This is a genomic window from Syntrophaceae bacterium, from assembly GCA_013177825.1.
Taxonomy (GTDB): domain Bacteria; phylum Desulfobacterota; class Syntrophia; order Syntrophales; family PHBD01; genus PHBD01.
Genome location: JABLXX010000002.1, coordinates 19,667 through 38,172 on the forward strand (window position 1 = coordinate 19,667; position 18,506 = coordinate 38,172).

Consider the following 18,506-nt stretch of genomic DNA (forward strand, 5'->3'; position numbering starts at 1 on the left):
GGGGTCATTTTTCAGTGACCGTAGGGGGTCATTATTGCATGACCGCTGACAAAAATCCCCGATCCGGCATAATCTCGGGGCGTTCTGTTTCCAGGGGAACTGTGAGGGCGGTACTCATTATAATCCGTCCGCCATGCCTCGATCTTGTCACGGGCATCCTCCAGGGATAAGAACCGGTTTACATTCAAACACTCGTCCCGGAAGCTGCCCGATGAATGATTCCTCAAAGGCATTGTCCGTCGGCTTCCCTGGATTGGTGAAACCCCTGAATTTTCATGCTCCTTTGCTTCAATTGACTCTCGAAGTGTCTTCTTCAGCATCGGAGACACTTTGAACATAACCACCTTCCGACCTGTGGTCGTTATAGCCCCGCCCGTCTGCGGATTCCGCCCACGCCGAGGTCTTTTCGCCACTGTGGCCGATACAACAGCCCAAAAGCGGGCAAGGTGCTCACAAGTAGTTACCACCACAACCCACATGTCGAGTACCTTGACGCCACTCCAATTTCCGGCAAAATGCTCGAAATAGTCCAGGCGAAGGAGATTGGTCTTGAACAGTATCACATGGCACTTATTCGGAGGCCACCAATGATACGAACCAACATGGAGTTTGCTAGATCAATCACAGCCATTTCGCCCTTGTTCCTGTCGCGGAGGTGACCTGCCCCCCAAGAACATATCCAGACTCTGGCGTACACTCAAGGTATCAGAAAACGAACTCCGGACATGGTACATCTTGGGGCAGGTCATGTGGAGCAATTTCCAAACAGGCTGCAAGGGCACGAAGTGGGAATGAAACCAGCCCGCGCACAACTGAGTCGTTCTGCTGAGTCGTTCTGCAACGCTCCAGCCAGGTGACATTCAGAAAAGTTTTAGGATATTGGCGGGAATTATCCCGTTATGATTTTTTCCCGCATGATGGCCGCGACGGCCTGCGGTTTTGTGCTGACGCCCAGCTTCTGAAAGATATTCTTGATGTGGGATCGGACCGTATGTGCCGAGATGTTCAATGATTCGGCAATGTCTCGGTCCTTCTGGCCGGCGACAAGTCCGCTCATGACCTCCAGTTCCCGTTTTGTGAATACCGGCTTTTCGGCTTTCTCCACCACCTTTCCATCTCTCTTGATCTCGTCGATCACGGAGGAGGTTACCAGGGGGTCGATGAACGCATGGTTGTCCATGACATGGCGGATGATCTTGTGCAGTTCGTCCTTTCCGACCGTCTTCAGCACGTACCCGATGGCACCCGCCTGGATCGCCTCCGTCACAAATTCGGCATCCTGATAAATGGTCAGGATGATAACCCGCACGCCGGGCTTCTTCTTGCGTGCAAGCCTGGTGGTTTCTATTCCGCTGATGCCCGGCATCTGGATGTCCATGAAAATGATGTCGGGGGAGAGTCGGTCGAGCTGTTCCAGGCATTCCAGTCCGTTTCTGGCTTCGCCGATCACCTTCACATCATCCGAGATTTCCAGAATCTGCCTCAGGCCTTCCCTGACGACATCGTGGTCGTCAACAACCATAACCTTGATGCTCATGATGCTTTTCTCTTCTCCAGGGGGACCGATATTTCGATTCGGCACCCCTTGTTGTGCATGGTTTCAATGGCGCATTTCCCGCCGCAGGCCTCGACCCGCTCCTTCATGAACACCAGGCCGAGCTTGTTCTGGCTGGCCATTTTCAGGAGTCCCGAGGAAAGGTCGAAACCCCTGCCGTTGTCCGACACGACCAGAGAGATGCTCCTGCCTTTTTTCCTCAGGGTAACGTGGGCGGTTGTTGCCAGAGAATGCTTGCTGATATTCGTCAACGCTTCCTGCAGCACGCGGTATATGCAGATGCTGGCGGACGCCTGCACGTCAACCCGGGTGGGCAGGTCGGAATGGACGCGAATACCTGTTTTCGTCTCGAAATCGTCGAGGAGACGGCGAATCGCCGCCATCAGGCCGATGGTGTCGATCAGCTCGGGCCGCAGCTCCGACATGAGGCTGCGCGACTGGAAGATTGCATTCTTGACGATCCCCGTCAGGAGATCGAGCTGGCTTGACAGCTGTTCGGGATGATGGATGTGCTCTTTGCAGAATTCGATCTTGTAGCCGATCGAGGCCAGTGTCTGGGCCAGGCTGTCGTGGATGTCAACCGCGATCTGTTTTCGTTCTTCTTCCTGGATGGTGATGATCTTTTCCGTAAGAAACCTCAATTGCTGATGGTTTTGTTCGATCTGCCTGAACATCAGGGCATTGTCCAGCGCGATGACGGCGATATAAAGAAACTGGTTGAGAAGATGGAGCTCCCTGGCTGTGAATTCAAAGGGCGTTTTCCTGTTCACAAGCGAAATCACGCCATAAGACTGGCCGCGGAGGTAAACGGGTATGGCTACAAACGTCTTTCTTTTTATCTTCTGGATTTGATTCGTGATCCACCCTGATTTGCTTTCAAATAAAATGGAGCGGTTGCTGTAGGATTTCTCCATGAGTTTGATTACGTTTTTTAACGGGCGTCCCGACGGCTGATTATAAACATAATGGCCCTTTCCGTTTTGGGAAACCAGAAAATAGCATGTTCCTCTTTCCATTAATCGGTGGATCTTTTTAAGCAGGATTTCGATGATGCTTTCTATGTCCTGCGTGATGATGATTTCCTTTGTGAAGTCGTATAGTTCTTCCAGATGAAAAATCTTTTCATGAATGATATCCTCACGGGTATGGATGTACGATTCGGAGATCATTTGATAGCCGTGGAGATAATACTCCATCAGCCTGCCGTAGTCGCAAAAGTAATTCCGCGTTACCCTCCTGTCAGCCTCTATCAATGATTTATTCAATGTTTTCAGGGCAGTCGGATAGAATGGGGACGTTTGGGAAAACTCGTACCCCTGGGTGGCTCGAATGTAACCAATGTTTTTCTGATCGTCGAACAAAGCCTGCTCATTTCCCTCCAAAGCCTGAACAAGCAAGTCCAGCCAAAGACTGATCCGGCGCTGTCCTTCGGAAGAGCGGATGAGATGGTCTAGGTAAGGCGTGGGCGGCAGCTCATCCAGGCTTTCGATGATGCCTTTCAGCAAATCTTCTTTCCTCTGCTTCAGGAAATTATTTAAGGACGGCATGGAGCTCCCCTAAATTAGTGATACGAAAATCCCTATTTTTAAGGATTATAATTCCCATATTTTGCGGATTGCCAAATTTACTCAGTTGTTATCTAAGACTCTCCAACATTTTCCGTTTCTCATTATCGGATGTTTCAGAAGTTGTCAAATCCATTTTGTTGATTTTGTTTAAGTTACGTTAATAAGCGAAGGAGAGCCGGATTTTTTATAATTTAAAGAAAACAACAACCAATTATGTCATGGTCGATAGAATCAAATAGGTATTTCATCTGTAAATAAATATTATAACAAGGAGGTAAATTTATGAAAATGATGAGTTATCGCTGGGAAGTTGTATTCTGGGTGTTCGTTGTAACAATGCTCTCCTATTTTGATCGTTTTAATTTCTCCGTTGCAGCACCTCTCATTATTAAAGAATTAACGATCGATGTCGCTCTCATGGGAATTATCATGAGCGGCTTCAATATCGGATACACAATCATGAATTTTTCGGGTGGATATCTCGCCCAGAAATATTCAGCACGTAAATTCCTGGCGGTAATTATAGTCCTCTGGTCCATCATGACAATATTCACCGGTTTTGGATGGTCGTTTATCAGTCTTCTGGTGATCCGGATCCTGTTCGGGATGTGCGAGGGGCCGATGTTCCTGATCTGTACGAAGCTCCTGAACCACTGGATGCTTCCCAATGAAAGGGCCTTCTCCATCGGGGTCATGTCTTCCGCCATGAACGTGGGCGCCATCATCGGGATCCCGCTGGCGGGCCTCATCGTGGCGTCTTACGGCTGGCACTCGGTTTTCTATATCTTCGGTGTCCTGGGCTTTGCCCTGGTCGGCCTGGTTCTGCTGCGCCTGCGGGACAATCCGGCTTCCCATCCGCATATCTCGAAAGACGAACGTGAAAAGATCGAATCGGCCATTGCCAAGGCGGACGGTGCTGCGGCGCTGACGGCACCCGGAGCGACCCTGTCCGAATACCTCAAGAACCCGATCGTCTGGATGCTCTGCTTTGTCTACTTCTCCGACCTGATGTTCGTCTGGGCCAACATCAACTGGATCCCGACGTATTTTCTGAAGGCCAGGGGGCTTTCCCTCGTGAAGAGCGGCTTCCTGTCCTCGCTTCCGTTTGTGGGCGCTGCTCTCGGCGCCCTCATTCTGGGCTGGCTTTCGGATCGGGGGTTCCCCTTCAAGCACCGGTCCAGCTGGGTCTCTTTCAACATGTTCTGCTCCGTGCCGCTGATCGTCTACGCGGTCATCACGCCATCCATCGAGGTGAGCCTGGCCTGTTTCTTCATGGCCTCGTTCTTCGCGTACGGCACGATGAACATCATGTTCTCCCTGGTCATGGGGGTCTTCAACCGGGCCGATGTTCCCAAGGTCACCGGCTTCATGCTCGGCAGCGGATCGTTCTCGGGCATCCTGGCCCCCATGGTGGTCGGATTCATCCTCAAGGCAACCAATTCGTTCAATTACGCCTATTATGCCTTTGCCGCCCTCACCCTGGTCGGCGGTTTCCTGGCCCTGATCCTCCTCCGGCAGGAAAAGGCCGTCAGCATTCAGAGAGCCGGGAAAGCGGCGTAATCATCATCGAGACGACGATCCCGTCAAGGTGGATCACTGCAGGGCGGCCAGGAAGCCGGCAAGCGCGATCGACAGGGCCGGGCTCAAAAGAGAAAAGACTCATTAATTTGCAGATAGGGAGGACAGTCATGGCAACGATGTTTCACGGCATTACCTGTGCGGATCTGTACGACCGGTCGGTTGCGGCTTTTCGGCAGAACACCGCCATTCTCTTCAACGACGAACGGTACACCTACGACGAGATGCAGAAGAAGGCCTATTCGCTGGCCCATGCCCTGAACAAACTGGGACTGAAGAAGGGCGACCGGGTGGCGTTCCTCATGGCGAACTGCCCCGAATACATCTTCTGCGAGTATGCCCTGGGAAAGCTCGGGCTGGTCCGCGTTCCGCTGGCCGTGCTTCTCAATTCCAAGGATCACGTCTACATGATGAATCAGTCCGAATGCAAAGCGCTGATCTATCATGAGAAGATGGCCGGGCGCGTCAAGGAGATGATTCCCTCCCTGGAGACGGTCAGGCACTGCATCTGCGTGGCCGGGGACGGGGCTTCGGTGGCTCCGGGCCACGAGCACCTGCAGGGGCTCATCGACAACAGTCCGCCGGAGGTGCCGAAGGTCGACCTGGATTGCGAGGACCTGGTGGGTATCTTCTACACCGGCGGAACGACGGGTCTCCCCAAGGGGGTGATGCTCTCCCAGAACACTTGGGTGGGAACCTTCATCAGCGAGATGTTGCACCTCGGACTGGACTGGGATGAGGTGTTCGCCTTCGCGACGCCGTTGACCCACGCGGGGGGCTGTCTGATCCTGCCGGTCCTGCTGAAGCGGGGGACCTGTGAGATCCAGGACCATTTCGACCCGAAACTGTTTCTGGAGCGAGTGCAAAAGGTGAAGGTCACGTCAACCTTCATCGTACCGACGATGATCTATGTCCTGCTGGATACCCCGGACCTCAAGCAATACGACCTGGGCAGCCTGCGCAACATCATTTACGGGGCGTCCGCCATCGCCCCGGCGCGCCTCGCCCAGGCGGTGGACACCCTGGGGCCGATCTTCACCCAGCTCTTCGGACAGACGGAGACGCCCATGATGATCAGCTGCCTGTCCCGGCAGGAACACGTCATCGCCGACCCGGAGAAGCGCATGCGGGTCTACAAGTCCTGCGGCCGGCCGGTGATGACGGCGGACGTGCGCATCATCGGGGAGGACGGCAGGGAAGTGCCTCTGGGAGAATCGGGCGACATCGTCTGCCGGACGATCAACATGATGACGGGCTATCTCAAGAAGCCCGAAGAAACGGCGGAGACGATCCGGGACGGCTGGCTGTGGACCGGAGACGTGGGCAAGTTCGACGAGGAGGGGTATCTCTATATCGTCGATCGTTCCAAGGACATGATCGTCAGTGGCGGCTTCAACATCTTCCCCCGGGAGATCGAGGACGTGCTTCATGAACACCCGGCGGTGAAGAGCGCCGCCGTCATCGGTGTGCCGCATGAGAAGTGGGGTGAGCTGGTCAAGGCGGTCGTTGTTCTTCACGAGGGAAAGGCAGCCTCGGAAGAGGAGCTGATCCGCTTCGTGAAGGACAAAAAGGGAAGCCTCGTCACCCCCAAAAGCGTCGAATTCTGGGATGCGATCCCCCTGACGAATCTGGGCAAGATCGACAAGAAAAAGATGCGGGAACGTTACTGGGCCGGCTCCGAGCGGCGCGTGTGACACCGGCTTTCGAGCAGGACCGGACGCCAGGCAGGCATATGGAAATCAACCTTCAAAGGAGGAATAAATGAGGGACGTCTATATCATCGGGGCGTATTCGACGGAATTCAAAAAGTATCCGGACCGTTCGTTCCGGGACCTGGTCCGGGAGGCCTATCTCGGTGCGATCAATGACGCCGGGATGTCCGACGGAAACGAGATCCAGTTCGGCTATTTCGGCAACTGCGCCATGCACCTGTTCGGCCAGTCCAGCATCCGGGGGCAGATCTGCTTTGTACCCCTGGTAAGGGAGAAGCTCTTTCCCGAACGGGTGCCGATCATCAACGTGGAAGGGGCGTGCGCCACGGGGTCCATGGCGGCCCATTGCGCCTGGAAGGATATCCTGAGCGGTCAGAACGATGTCATCCTGGCTTTGGGGGTCGAGAAGCTTTTCATTCCCGACGACCCGACGACCATGTTCAAGATTTTCGAGGCGGGCATCGACAATTTTACAACCGAAGAGACGATCGACGTCTATCGGCAGATCGGCGCGCTGGTCGGCCGGGAGTTCAAGACCGGGGGCAACCGCAGCCTCTTCATGGATACGTATGGGATGCAGGCCCTGTATCACATGTGGAAGTACGGCACGACCCAGCGCCAGATCGCCTGCGCAGCGGCTTTTACCCACGACTACGGGGCCAAGAACCCGAAGGCCCAGTACAAGTTTTCGCTGGACGTGGATCAGGTTCTCCAGGACCGGATCGTGACCTATCCCCTGACGCGTTCCATGTGCTCTCCCATCGGGGACGGGGCGGCGGCGGCGGTCCTGTGCTCCGGTGATTATCTGAAAGGCCTTCCCCCGGCGGTCCGGGACCGGGCCGTCAAGATCCGGGCGAGCGTCATGACGGGCGGGAAGTACAAGGGGCTCGATGAACCCAGCCTGAGCAAGGTTGCCGCGGACAAGGCCTATGCCATGGCCGGCATCGGCGCTTCCGATATCGATGTGGCCGAAGTCCACGATGCCACGTCGTTCAGCATCATTCTTCAGTCCGAGATGATGGGATTCTGCCCGATCGGGGAAGGGGGCCGTTTCGTCGAGTCCGGCGGAACCACGCTGGAAGGCACAACGCCCGTGAATACAAGCGGAGGCCTCGTTTCCAAGGGGCATCCCGTCGGCGCCACGGGCATCTCCATGCTCTATGAGCTGGCGACACAGCTGCGCCGGGAGGCGGGTCCCCGCCAGGTAAAAGACGCAAAGCTGGCCCTGCAGGAAAACGGCGGCGGTGTGATCGGGACGGAAGAGGCCGCCTGCTCCGTCTTCATCCTGGAGAAGGATCGCTGAAAAAGAAAGAGGGCATGATCCGCCGGGTAACAGGCGACCGCTTCCGTGCCCGCTTGCAAGGGGTGTATCGCTGTCAACCCGGTCGGGCAAAAGGCCGATCGGGTTCGTCCTGCCCTTGATCCTGTCAAAAACATTCGAAATCGAACCGCCCCGGGACAAAACCGGGGCGGTTTTTTATGATCCGAGCGCGTACGTCCGCCGTTATCCGGCCGTACCGTGCCTGTCCAGGAGAATGCTCAGAAAGCCCCGGTCAAGGGCGCGCGGGAGACCGACGAAATAAACGAGGGCAACGGCCAGATCGACAATCCCCAGGAGCGCCACCATGTTGCCCATGCCGGCGCACAGGCCGAACCACAGGAAAACGAAGAAGGCCGTGACGCGCGAGAATCCGTCCCAGAACACGATCGTCGCGCGGTTCGCCAGGTCCCTGGAAGAGAAGATCAGGATGACCCCGAGAAAAGCGAGGAACAGAGCCGGCAGCAGGAGCCAGAACCTGTTTGCCGGCGCCTCGATGCCGACCAGCAGGAGGGCATCCGGCACGGCAAAGAGGATTCCTCCCAGAACGTTCATCAACCCGGTTGCAAAAACGAATCTCTTCACGGCGATTTCTTCTCCTTGAACATTTTCTCCCGGCAAGTCCGGAGATCCCTTTTACGGCCGCAGAAAAGGCGTCGATGTTTCCATCGGCATGACGATCCTATGCTTTCGCCTTCCCACCTGCATGGATGTCCGCGACCGGAAATCCGCCGGTTTCCCCTTCGGCCCGCTCCCGGCGCTCCCTGCCGGGGGCTTTCATGAAATCCAGGTCGAGCTTCTCGATCGTCCGGGGAGTCGGAATGCCGTTTTCATCCCATCCCCGGAGACGATAGTACCTGGGCAGCATCTTCGCCAGGGGGACCACGGTCTTCTTCTTCCCGGGGATCTGCTCCTCGTGGGTGAACCGCCTGGCCAGCCGGTCGTCCTTTGCGGTGAACCCCTCGCGGATGTTGTAGAGCCGCTCCATGGTGAAGCCCCGTTCCCCCATCCGGATGAACCGTCCGAAGTCCATTTCCATGCCCGTGGCCAGTTCCAGGGCCTTCGTGTGGGGAAGCATGGGGAGGTGGTAGCGCATGAGGGACGGAGGCAGTTTCAGGGTGAACTCGATGGCGGCCCAGGAATAGGTCAGGATCTGCGTAACCAGCCAGCTCACGACCCTGGAATTCGCAATCTTGAAGAGAAAGGCGGGAAGGATCGTCCAGCTCGTGAACAGGCAGTTACCCCCGGCGCTGATGGATGCCAGGAGGTTCTGATCGAGGATGGTGTATCCGGGCTTGGAGCGGTAGTCGTAGGGATTGAGGATGGCGGGGCCGGTGGCCTCGAAATAGATCATGTAGCCGCCGTCCAGATGGCAGGCGCCGCGGTTCGCCGTCGCATAGCCGAGACCGTGGCCCACGGCGCCCCGGGGCTCGTAGGCGGCCATCTCCATGCCCTTGGAGTGGGGGGCGAAGTCTTCCCCCCCGTATTTCTGCGACAGGTACCGGACGCCTTCCGCCAGATCATTCCCGATGCCCTCTCGGTAGGCGATATCCCGCAGGATCCGGGAAATGTTGTCCTTTTTCCCGAACTCGATCCCGTTCCTCCACAGGCCCTTCTCGTTCAGCTCCGCGGCGAATCCCAGGACCGTGCCTGAAGAGATCGTGTCGAGACCGAGGAGGTCCAGCTCATAGTTCCAGCGGATGATGGCGTCCATGTCGTTGATGAGCAGGTTGGATCCCAGCAGGCACAGGACCTCGTACTCCGGCCCCTTGATCTCGCGGCCGTCGAGATTGACCACCCGGGCGCAGCGGATCGGACACGACTGGCAGCCGGCGTTTTTCACGAGCCGGGTCTCCGCCAGCGTCTGGCCCGTGAGCATATGGGCATCCTTGAAGGTCCCGGAGGAAAAGTTCTTCGTCGGGAGGGCGTTGTGATCGGAGATCGATTTCAGGAAGCCTGAAGTTCCGTAGCGGGGGGCGAAATCCCCCGTCGCCGGATGTCCCTTCAGCATGTCGATCCACTGCTTGATGAGCGCCTTGAACGCCTCCGGGTCATGGAGCTCGATCTTCCGGTTCCCCCTGGCGACGATTCCCTTGAGGTTCTTCGACCCCATGACGGCGCCCATGCCCGAGCGGCCGTGACTGCGGTCCTGGGAGATGACGATGGCGTACTTGACAAGATTTTCTCCGGCGGGACCGATGACCATCTTGCCGGCCCTCCGATCGCCCATCTTCTCCTTGGTCTCTTCCGTGTCCATTCCCCAGAGATGCGATGCGTCCTGGATCGTCACCCTGTCTTCGTCGATGTCGAGATAGACCGGGCTCTCGGCCCTGCCGCGGACGATGATGCCGTCCCACCCCGCCCGCTTCAGGTGGATCCCGAAATGACCGCCGCTGTTGGAATGGCCGATGGTCCCGGTCTGGGGGCTCTTGGCGGAGATGTCGTACCGGCTGGTGGACGGCGCCCCCGTCCCGGTCAGGGGGGATGTCATGACGATCAGGATATTGTCGGGAGACAGGGGATCCACGCCCGGCTTCAGCTCGTCCCAGAGGATCTTTGTGGAGATGAACCGGCCGCCGACGAAGCGCTCCCTGTCCCGGTCGGACAGGTCGTAGCTGCCGATCTTTCCCGAGGAAAGGTCGATATCCAGAATCCTGCCCATGTAACCCTTATATTTGCTTGCCATCGATGACCTCCAGTCTGTACATTACGGCTGTTCCCGGGCCGGGATCCAGCTCCCCGGGGCGGCCGGAATCCGTCGTTTTTCTTGCAGGAGAGCGCCGGGATCTTATATTCCTGCACGTTGCAAAAGCATCTTCTTGACAGACGACGGATTGCCTGCTAGGTAACGCTTATCGATTATCAATAATAAATAATCCTGTCAAGGGGTATTCCCCTCAGTGCACCGTGCCGGTACCGGAAGATGGGAGGGTAAGGCGTACATGTACAAGATCAAAGCGGAAAATTTATCCCAGAAGGCGGCCGAAATCATCAGCGGACGGATTATCCGCAAGGAGTTTCTCCCGGGAGAGCGCCTGATCGAGACCAGGATCGCCGGCGAGCTTGGGGTCAGCCAGGGAACGGTCCGCGAGGCCTTCCGGATCCTGGAAAAGAAGAAGCTCGTGGCGATCGAGCCGCGCCGGGGGACCGTCGTCACCCAGATCAACAGCGACTACATCGAATCCCTCTACGACATCCTGGCGGAGCTTTACGGTCTGATGATCCGCAAGGTCATCGTCAGGATGACTCCCGCCGACAAGGAAGAAATTCTCGGGGGAATCGAAAGAATCAAGGCCTGCGCGAATACGGAGGACGGTCTTGGATACGGCGAGGCCATGTTCGATATCATCTCGATCCTGCTTCGCATTGCCGGGGATTCCCTCCTGGAGCACACGATTACGGAGCTCTGGCAGGTCAAGCGGTGGGTCGAATACGAGGCGCTGATTTTCCGGAAAAAGGAGCTCGCAGACAGTTACAGGGAATTGCTGAAGATCCTGGAGACGGCCGAAGAAGGCAACGCGGACGAGGCCGTCCGGAAAATCCGGGAATATGCAAAGTATGAAAAAGAGATCGCCCTGAAGGTCATGGGCGGTGAGTCGGGCACCGAACCGGTCTGAACGATGGAAAGGCAGACGGTGGGGCGCTCGGAACGCAAAGGCGTCCTGTAACCGATGAATCACCCCCTTCGCTCCGCTTCCCAAAAATCACTCGACCTTGAAGCCCTTGACGATCTGCCGGAATGTTTTTTGAACAGCCTCGAACGTGCCTGCGTTCTCGCATGCTTTTATGTCGAAGATCCGGCTTCCCTTCCTGGCGATGACGGAACATGCGTGCAATGCGGTTCCACGGCTGGTGAATGCGAACTCGTAGACGACGGCGCTTTCGGCCTTCGGCACGTCGTTGCCGATGTGGTTGAGCACCCTGTAATCTTCATAGATGTTGCTCCTCGCGCGGAGAACGTCTTTCGCCTCTCCGCCGTCTCTTCCTGAAGCATCCCGAACGGCGATATGGACGCCGGGGGTCGGAATCTCGACGCCCAGTTCTGGTTCCATGGCCATATGGAAGTCGGGCGGATGGATATCGATGCCGTCTTCCCTTTCCCGGACGGACCATTCCTTCGGATAGGAAACCTGGAAGCCATGTTTCCCGCTGACATACGTTTCCCAGTCTTTTTGCCCGAAAAGCCTGTCAAGAAATCCCATGATTTAACCTCCTTTCTCCGTCCCGATCCTCCGGGGGAAGAGGAACGGGACCGTCCAAGGCATCCTTCCATGAGGATGGATATTCCCAAGGCAAAGGCCTTTTTCCGTGCGAGCTTCAGGAGCGATGATCCAGGGAGCAGCCAGGCCGCGGAGTTCGATCGCTAAATGGGTCAACAGCCGATTCAGGACGAGATGGACAGGGTGACGTGATCTGCTGAGGAGGCCGGAGACCACCGCTATTGAGAATGCAAAGGGTAATAATGAAGTCTCGCCTTCTTTATAGGGGAAAAGACCTCTTTTACGCAACCCCGAAGAGGTGCACATTGCGTTTGTCGTCGAGGCGGGCTGTGCGTCTATGCCCTCGTTGCGTCCGTTCCCGAGGCAAACGCCTTCAGGTTGGCGTCCAGCTTGTCTCCCGAAAGGGTCTGCTCCATGACCGCCCTGAAATCCTCCGGGGTCAGGTCGAGATCGCCGAGGCCCGCCAGGGCACCGATCATGACAATATTCGCAAGAATGGGATTCCCCAGCCGGACGGCCGCATCGGTGGCGTCGATCAGCCACAGGCGCGCCGAGAGCCCCTCCAGGGACGTCCGGATCTCATCCAGGGAAGGGTAGTTCAGTTCCCCGGTGATGACGCCCACCGGATAGACCGGCCGGGTGTTCGAGAGGACGATCACGCCGGGATGCCCGTAGGCCGCCAGTACGCGGACAGCCTCCGCCGGCTCCAGGGCGACCACGACGTCGGCTTTTCCCTTCGGGATCTGGGGGCTCCACGTTCCCTGCACGGAGACGCGGATATGGCTCATCACGGAGCCGCCCCGCTGGGAGGCGCCGAAGGTCTCACCGATCGTCACCGTCAGGCCCCTGTTCACCAGCATGCCTGAAAGGACGCGCGAGGCCATGACGTTTCCCTGGCCGCCGACGCCGGTGATGATGATATTGTAAGGATCCCTGGGCAGTTGCGGAGTTCCCATGGTTACGCCACCTCCTTGGTGATGGCCGAGCGGGGGCAGACCTGCGTGCAGACGCCGCAGCCCGCGCAGAGGACTTCGTCCACGCGGGCCCGACGGTTCTCCTTGTCCCACACCAGGGCGGGGCAGCGGAAAATGCGGGTGCACAGGCGGTTGCAGCCGCAGTCTTCTCCGATGCAGAGGGTTTCGTCCACCCGGACGTTGAATTTGCGGATCCCTCTCTTCTCCGGGGAGAGGGCGCATATCTGCTTCAGGATCAGGACTTTGACCCCCTCTTTTTCCTCCATCAGCCGGTTGAGCGTTTTCCGGGTTTCGGCAAAATCGAAAGGATCGCAGATCTCGACCCTGGCGCCGATGGCGGTGCAGATTTTCGCGATGTCCACGTCCGGCGCCTCCCGGCCCATGGCGTTGACGCAGAGGCCCGGGTGTGACTGGAATCCCGTCATGGCCGTCCCGCTGTTGTTGAGGATGATCATGGTGATGTCGGACTGGTGGTGAACGGCGTTGACCAGGGCGGGCATGGCGGCGTGGAAGAAGGTGGAGTCCCCGCACACCGACAGCACCGGCCTGTCCATGCCGAAGGGGCCGAGTTTTCCGAAGCCGCTGGCCACGCCCGTTCCGGAGCCCATGGAATGGAGGGTCTTGAGCGTGCCCGCGCCGCCGGGAAAAACGTCCAGGGTGTAGCAGCCGATGTCGCCGCAGACGAACCCCCCGCGGTCGTCCAGCTTCAGGGCCGTGCGGATGCTCCAGTAGGAGGCCCGGTGAGGGCAGCCGGGGCAGAAGGCGAGACCCCGCTGGGGCGCATTGGCCAATGCCGCCGCCTGCGCTTTCTTCTCGTACTCCGGGTCGACGGCAGGGGAGGGGATGCCCAGGATCCGGCAAAGCGCACCGGTCACCAGGTCCGGCGAAAGCTCGCCCCGCATGGGGATCGTCCCGTCGTTCTTCCCGTAGAAGGTCTTGATCCCGATTTCCTTTGCTTCTTCGGCGGCGATGACCTTGACGTTCTCCTCCAGGAAGGGCAGCACCTCCTCCACGATCAGGATCCTGTCCGACCGTACAAGGTACTTCTTCAGCAGGTTGGGCGGCAGGGGCCAGGTCGTTCCCAGTTTCAGGATTGCGACCCGGTCGCGGAGGCCCAGCGCATGGACGGCCTCGCGACTGTAGAGGGTGCAGGCGCTGCTCGTGATGATGAGGACCTCCGGCCGTTCCGGCCCTTCGTACGTGTTGAAGGGACTTGTCTCGAAAAGGTCCCGGGCTTTCCGGATCCTCTCCTGCTGGAGGCCGTGCCTGTAGGCGACGGGCATGCTCAGGACCGGGCCCTCGAGCGGATCCAGCATGGCCCCGTCGCACCGGAACGCGGCGCAGGCCGTCCGGTCCGAAAGGGCTCCCAGGCGGACGTTGCCGCTGGCGTGGGACATCCGGGTGACGCTGCGCAGCATGACCAGGGTCCCGAGGTCCTCCGAGAGATCGAAGGCCCAGCGAGTCATGTCCTTGGCTTCCTGAAAGTCTCCCGGTTCCAGGAGGGGGATCTCGATCATGCGGGCGAAGTGCCGCGACTCCCCTTCGTTCACGCTGGACAGGGCGCCCGGGTCGTCGCAGGTGACCAGGATCATCCCGCCCCGGGTGCCGGAGCCGGCGAGGTGGAGCAGAAAGTCGGAGGCCACGTTCACGCCGTTTTGCTTCATGACGCAGAGGCTTCGAAGGCCGGCGAAGGATGCGGCGGCGGCGACCTCCAGGGCCACCTTTTCGTTGGTGGACCACTCCACGTACAGGTTTCGCTCTTCGGCGACCCGGGCCAGATTCTCCAGGATTTCCGAGGACGGAGTCCCGGGATAGCCCGCCGCCACAGCCATCCCCGCTTCCAGGGCGCCCCGGGCGATGGCCTCGTTTCCCATCATGAGATGGCTGCTTCCTTCTCCCGTATGGAGCAATGCCGTCATGTCGATCCCCCTATGACCGGAGCGCGGCCAGCATGCGATCCTGCGCGTCGAGGTAGAGCAGGTCGCCGGCGCGGCCGCTTTTCTCCGCCAGGTTTTTCAGCGCTTCCTTCTTCTTGGCCTGTGCGGCCTCTTTCAGCATCTCCAGGCTCCCGGCGGGGACGTCGTGAAATTCGAGGACCCCCCTTGCTTTCGCCAGGTCCAGGAGCGCCGCGCCGGCGTTGGACCGGACGATGACCTGATTCCAGGACCGCGTCTCCTCCCAGCTTCCGCCCAGGCGCGCCGAGCCGACGGAAAGATCGGAGAATTCGGCGGTTGTATCGACACAGTATCGGCAGGACTCCCGGATGCAGTCCCGGATTTCCTCTATCGGAAACGTCCGCTTGCCGTCGTCGAGATAGACCTCGAGGACGCCTTCCCCCGGGGGAATCTCCATCCCCCGCACCCGGTCGAGGCCGACGCTTCCTTCCAGGAGGCCCGTCAGCTTCGACCAGGAAAGGGTGAAGCCGCAGAAAAGGCCGATGGTCAGCTTCAGCTTGTCGATCGGGTTTGCGCCGCTGTCCAGTTTCGGCTTGAGGCGCATTTTGGCCAGGGCGAAGGCCTGGCAGGGCGTGGCGACGACGCCGATCTTTTCGCTTTTGCCGGCGGCCGTCCGGTTGAATTCGGCCACCGTCGGGGAGACGATGAACTTGCTCTTCCCCCGCTTCCAGACCTCCGCGGGTTCTTGGACGGTGGTGCCGGAATGGAGGAACCGCTCCCGGCCCTCGGCGACGACGGCGACGTCGATCAGGCCTTCCGTGAGGGCCAGCGACATCAGCGCCGAGACCGTCCCGCCGTGCTGGGCCTGTCGGCGGAGGCCGGCGTCGGCGGCGCGGACGATGTGGAAGGATCGGACGGGTCCGATTTCCCGGGTGAGGTCGGCTTCCGGGGAGAGGAGCCGGCGCATCCGGTCGAGATCCACCGGCGTCCGGGGACAGAAGGCATAGCAGCGGCCCGCCTGGATGTCGCATGGATTCAGGACGATCGTCCGGTCGCGGTAAAAGGTCTGATAAGGGCAGAGGTTGACGCAGGCCCCGCATCCCGTGCAGAGCCCGGCGTCCTGGACCTGTTCCTGGAGCTCCTTCTGTCCTCCGATTTCGCGCGGCATTGATGCAGCCCTCCCTGATTTGTGCGTTCCCTGATGTGTCGACGGATCATCCGTTATCACACTCGGTGGAGCGGGAACAACGCACAAAGTTCGATTTTCGGGAGTCCGCTCAGGTTTGCGGGAGCTTCCTGGGCAGGGAGAGGATGAAGGTGATCAGTTCGCCGGAATCGGCGTCGAGGCGGAGGGATCCCCCGTGGGCGTGGATGATTTCCCGGGCGAGGCTCAGGCCGAGGCCGGACCCGGGGACGGTGCGGCTGCGCGACTTGTCGACCCGGTAGAAGCGGTGGAAGATCTTTTCATGGTCGGCCTCCGGGATCGGGGCGCCGGAGTTGGAGATCGTGAAGAGCACCCGGTCCACGCGCTCCTCCAGCCGGAACCGGATCAGGCCGCCTTCCGTGTTGAACTTGACGGCATTGGAGGTGAGGTTCTGGATCACCTGCCGGAAGAGATCCGGATCGGCCTGTACCATAACGTGCGGAGCGATTTCCGGCTCCAGGCGCAGGCCGGGCGCGATGGCGCCGACGTCCTCGATGGCCGACTCGATGACGGTGCTGATATCGAGGGGCTCCAGGTTCAGGGCCAGCTGCCCCGCATCGGCGTGGGCGAGGATCAGAAGCTTCTGAACGATCGCCTTCAGCCTCTGCACCTCTTCGATGAGCGTGCCGTAGGAGCGCTGTTCATCCGAGCCGTCGGGCGCGTGCTGCACGGCGTCGTCGAGCATCCCCTGGAGGATCGTCAGCGGCGTCTTCAGCTCATGGGCGGCGTCGGCGCTGAAGCGCACCGCCTGCTTGAAGCTGTTTTCGAGCCGGTCCAGCATGTCGTTGATCACGTCCACCAGCCGGGAAAATTCGTCCCGGGCTCCGGTTGACGGAGGAATCCTCCGGTCCAGGCCCTGCGCCGTGATGGATTCCGCCGTCCGGGTGATGTCCGCGACGGGTCCGAGCGCCCTTCTGGTGATGAGCCATCCTCCCGCGGCGAGCAGGAGCAGCGCAATCGGCAATGCGATGAAGAATGTCTTCCTGAAGCGGGCGGCCTCCGAATGGAACCCCGCCATGTCCATGCCGATCAGGATCGTGATGAACGGATTGCCCATGATCCCGATCCGCCATGTCTTCCCGTCGGCCTTCAGGGTCTTGAAGAAAGGCTGCTTTGCGCGGATCGGGACGGGTGGACCGGGAGGCGGCCTGTCGGGGATGATGTCCGCGTGAGAAGGACCCGGCGGCCTGCCCGGCAGGATACCGGAGGGGGGAGGCATCGCGGTTCCCGTGCGATCGTCCGGGGGTTCCTGTCCCGCCGGATCGACCGCGCCGGCATTGCGGCCGGAATGTTCAAGGCGCTGCCTGCTTTCCGGGAAATGGGCGGGAAGGGGCGGCGGTGTTTCCATCCTTCGGTCATATTCGGGGAAGGAGTCCTCCGAAATCCCTTCGGGCCAGTGGGGGGATCGGTACAGGACCTCGTTCTTTCCGGTCCTGACCTGAACGATGATGTCTTTCCAGCGTTTTTCGCCGTAGATGAACTGGAGCGACCGGTCCATCTCCTCCCAGCGCCTCGCGAGCCGCCAGGCATGGAAGGGACGCTGTCCCAGCGAACGGATCTCCAAATCGATCCGGTCAAGGCTTACGTCATGGATCACGTTGAGAAAATACAGGCCGAAGGCGATGAGAACGGAACCCGAGATCAGAATGGAAAGCAGGATGATCCTGATGCGAAACAATCTCGTCTACTCCCCGCCGATCCTGTTGAACCGGTATCCGACCCCCCGGACGGTTTCGATGCGCTGTCGGTCGGGGGCCCCATCCATCTTGCTGCGAAGCCGGCGGATATAGACGTCCACCACATTGGTCTGCGGGTCGAAAAAATAGCCCCAGACGTGTTCCAGGATCTGCATCCGGGTATATACGCGTCCCGGAGAGCGCATCAGCAGCGACAGCAGGTTGAATTCACGGGCCGTCAGCTCGACGATCCCCTTGTCCGTCATGACCTCCCGCGTGATCAGGTTGACGACCAGGTCCCCGTCCTGGAGCAGGCTGAGCTGCTGGCCCGTTCCCCTCCGGGTGACGGCATGGATTCGCGCGAACAGTTCTTCGATGTAGAACGGCTTGCTGAGGTAGTCGTCCGCCCCCAGGTTCAGGCCTTCGACCCGCTCGTTCAGCGCCGACCGCGCCGTCAGGAGGATCACCGGGACGGTGTTCTTCATTTCCCGGAGCTGCCGCAGGATCGTCAGGCCGTCGCGTCCCGGGAGCATGATATCCAGCAGGATGACGTCGTAGGCCTGCCCGGTGGCCATGGTAAAGCCTTCATCGCCGTCTTCGCAGACGTCGACGACGAAGCCCTGTTCCTTGAGTCCCTTTTTCACAAAGGAGATGATCTTCCTGTCGTCCTCGACGAAAAGCACCCGCATGGCGCTACTGTACCCATAATCGGATTTATTGCAACGGGTCATGAGATTAAAAAACCGTAACCTTTTCTGTCCCATCGCAGCAGGGGGGCGCCGCCTGGCGCCTGTCCGACCGCACCC

General features: G+C 59.2%; 14 protein-coding genes and 2 pseudogenes. 4 read left to right on the forward strand and 12 right to left on the reverse strand.

What is annotated here, in order from left to right:
• Window positions 1–95 precede the first annotated feature (95 nt).
• The 4 genes and pseudogenes from HPY65_05110 to HPY65_05125 all read right to left on the reverse strand — a co-directional run bounded on the left by HPY65_05110 (window position 96) and on the right by HPY65_05125 (window position 3,102).
• A pseudogene (locus HPY65_05110) lies at window positions 96–261 on the reverse strand (transposase).
• A 41-nt stretch (window positions 262–302) separates the two neighbouring features.
• Window positions 303–479, reverse strand: a pseudogene (locus HPY65_05115) (hypothetical protein).
• A 410-nt stretch (window positions 480–889) separates the two neighbouring features.
• Entirely contained in the window at window positions 890–1,537 is a 648-nt protein-coding gene (locus HPY65_05120; GenBank protein ID NPU83849.1) for a response regulator transcription factor, read from the reverse strand.
• Window positions 1,534–3,102 (reverse strand): GAF domain-containing sensor histidine kinase, encoded by a 1,569-nt coding sequence (locus tag HPY65_05125; GenBank protein NPU83850.1) that lies wholly within the window; start codon window positions 3,100–3,102, stop codon window positions 1,534–1,536. The genes HPY65_05120 and HPY65_05125 overlap by 4 nt, the downstream gene beginning before the upstream one ends.
• Window positions 3,103–3,405: 303 nt before the next feature.
• On the opposite strand from HPY65_05125, the gene HPY65_05130 reads away from it, so the two are divergent.
• The 3 genes from HPY65_05130 (at window position 3,406) to HPY65_05140 (ending at window position 7,716) form a co-directional block, all read left to right on the forward strand.
• Window positions 3,406–4,683 (forward strand): MFS transporter, encoded by a 1,278-nt coding sequence (locus HPY65_05130; protein NPU83851.1) that lies wholly within the window; start codon window positions 3,406–3,408, stop codon window positions 4,681–4,683.
• 128 nt (window positions 4,684–4,811) lie between these two features.
• The gene (locus HPY65_05135) at window positions 4,812–6,395 is read left to right on the forward strand and encodes an AMP-binding protein (GenBank protein ID NPU83852.1); all 1,584 of its coding nucleotides are present in this window, start codon (window positions 4,812–4,814) and stop codon (window positions 6,393–6,395) included.
• Between the two features lie 67 nt (window positions 6,396–6,462).
• Window positions 6,463–7,716 carry a thiolase family protein gene (locus HPY65_05140; protein ID NPU83853.1) on the forward strand — a complete coding sequence of 418 codons (1,254 nt, stop codon included), beginning with the start codon at window positions 6,463–6,465 and terminating at the stop codon, window positions 7,714–7,716.
• A 201-nt stretch (window positions 7,717–7,917) separates the two neighbouring features.
• Here HPY65_05140 and HPY65_05145 read toward each other — a convergent pair whose 3' ends face one another.
• Both HPY65_05145 and HPY65_05150 read right to left on the reverse strand, forming a co-directional pair.
• Window positions 7,918–8,316: a hypothetical protein gene (locus HPY65_05145; GenBank protein ID NPU83854.1), complete on the reverse strand. Its 399-nt coding sequence runs from the start codon at window positions 8,314–8,316 to the stop codon at window positions 7,918–7,920.
• Between the two features lie 97 nt (window positions 8,317–8,413).
• Window positions 8,414–10,417 (reverse strand): aldehyde ferredoxin oxidoreductase family protein, encoded by a 2,004-nt coding sequence (locus HPY65_05150; protein ID NPU83855.1) that lies wholly within the window; start codon window positions 10,415–10,417, stop codon window positions 8,414–8,416.
• Window positions 10,418–10,673: 256 nt separating this feature from the next.
• On the opposite strand from HPY65_05150, the gene HPY65_05155 reads away from it, so the two are divergent.
• Window positions 10,674–11,348: a GntR family transcriptional regulator gene (locus tag HPY65_05155; protein ID NPU83856.1), complete on the forward strand. Its 675-nt coding sequence runs from the start codon at window positions 10,674–10,676 to the stop codon at window positions 11,346–11,348.
• An 87-nt stretch (window positions 11,349–11,435) separates the two neighbouring features.
• Here the strand turns inward: HPY65_05155 and HPY65_05160 are convergent, their stop codons facing one another.
• The 6 genes from HPY65_05160 to HPY65_05185 all read right to left on the reverse strand — a co-directional run bounded on the left by HPY65_05160 (window position 11,436) and on the right by HPY65_05185 (window position 18,389).
• Window positions 11,436–11,933 carry a hypothetical protein gene (locus HPY65_05160; protein NPU83857.1) on the reverse strand — a complete coding sequence of 166 codons (498 nt, stop codon included), beginning with the start codon at window positions 11,931–11,933 and terminating at the stop codon, window positions 11,436–11,438.
• Window positions 11,934–12,286: 353 nt separating this feature from the next.
• The gene (locus HPY65_05165; GenBank protein ID NPU83858.1) at window positions 12,287–12,907 is read right to left on the reverse strand and encodes an indolepyruvate oxidoreductase subunit beta; all 621 of its coding nucleotides are present in this window, start codon (window positions 12,905–12,907) and stop codon (window positions 12,287–12,289) included.
• Window positions 12,908–12,909: 2 nt separating this feature from the next.
• Window positions 12,910–14,844: a 4Fe-4S binding protein gene (locus HPY65_05170; GenBank protein NPU83859.1), complete on the reverse strand. Its 1,935-nt coding sequence runs from the start codon at window positions 14,842–14,844 to the stop codon at window positions 12,910–12,912.
• Between the two features lie 10 nt (window positions 14,845–14,854).
• Window positions 14,855–15,988: a 4Fe-4S binding protein gene (locus tag HPY65_05175; protein ID NPU83860.1), complete on the reverse strand. Its 1,134-nt coding sequence runs from the start codon at window positions 15,986–15,988 to the stop codon at window positions 14,855–14,857.
• Window positions 15,989–16,097: 109 nt separating this feature from the next.
• The gene (locus HPY65_05180; protein NPU83861.1) at window positions 16,098–17,702 is read right to left on the reverse strand and encodes a HAMP domain-containing protein; all 1,605 of its coding nucleotides are present in this window, start codon (window positions 17,700–17,702) and stop codon (window positions 16,098–16,100) included.
• A 6-nt stretch (window positions 17,703–17,708) separates the two neighbouring features.
• Window positions 17,709–18,389, reverse strand: a complete 681-nt coding sequence (locus tag HPY65_05185; protein ID NPU83862.1) for a response regulator transcription factor — start codon at window positions 18,387–18,389, stop codon at window positions 17,709–17,711.
• Between the last annotated feature and the right edge of the window lie 117 nt (window positions 18,390–18,506).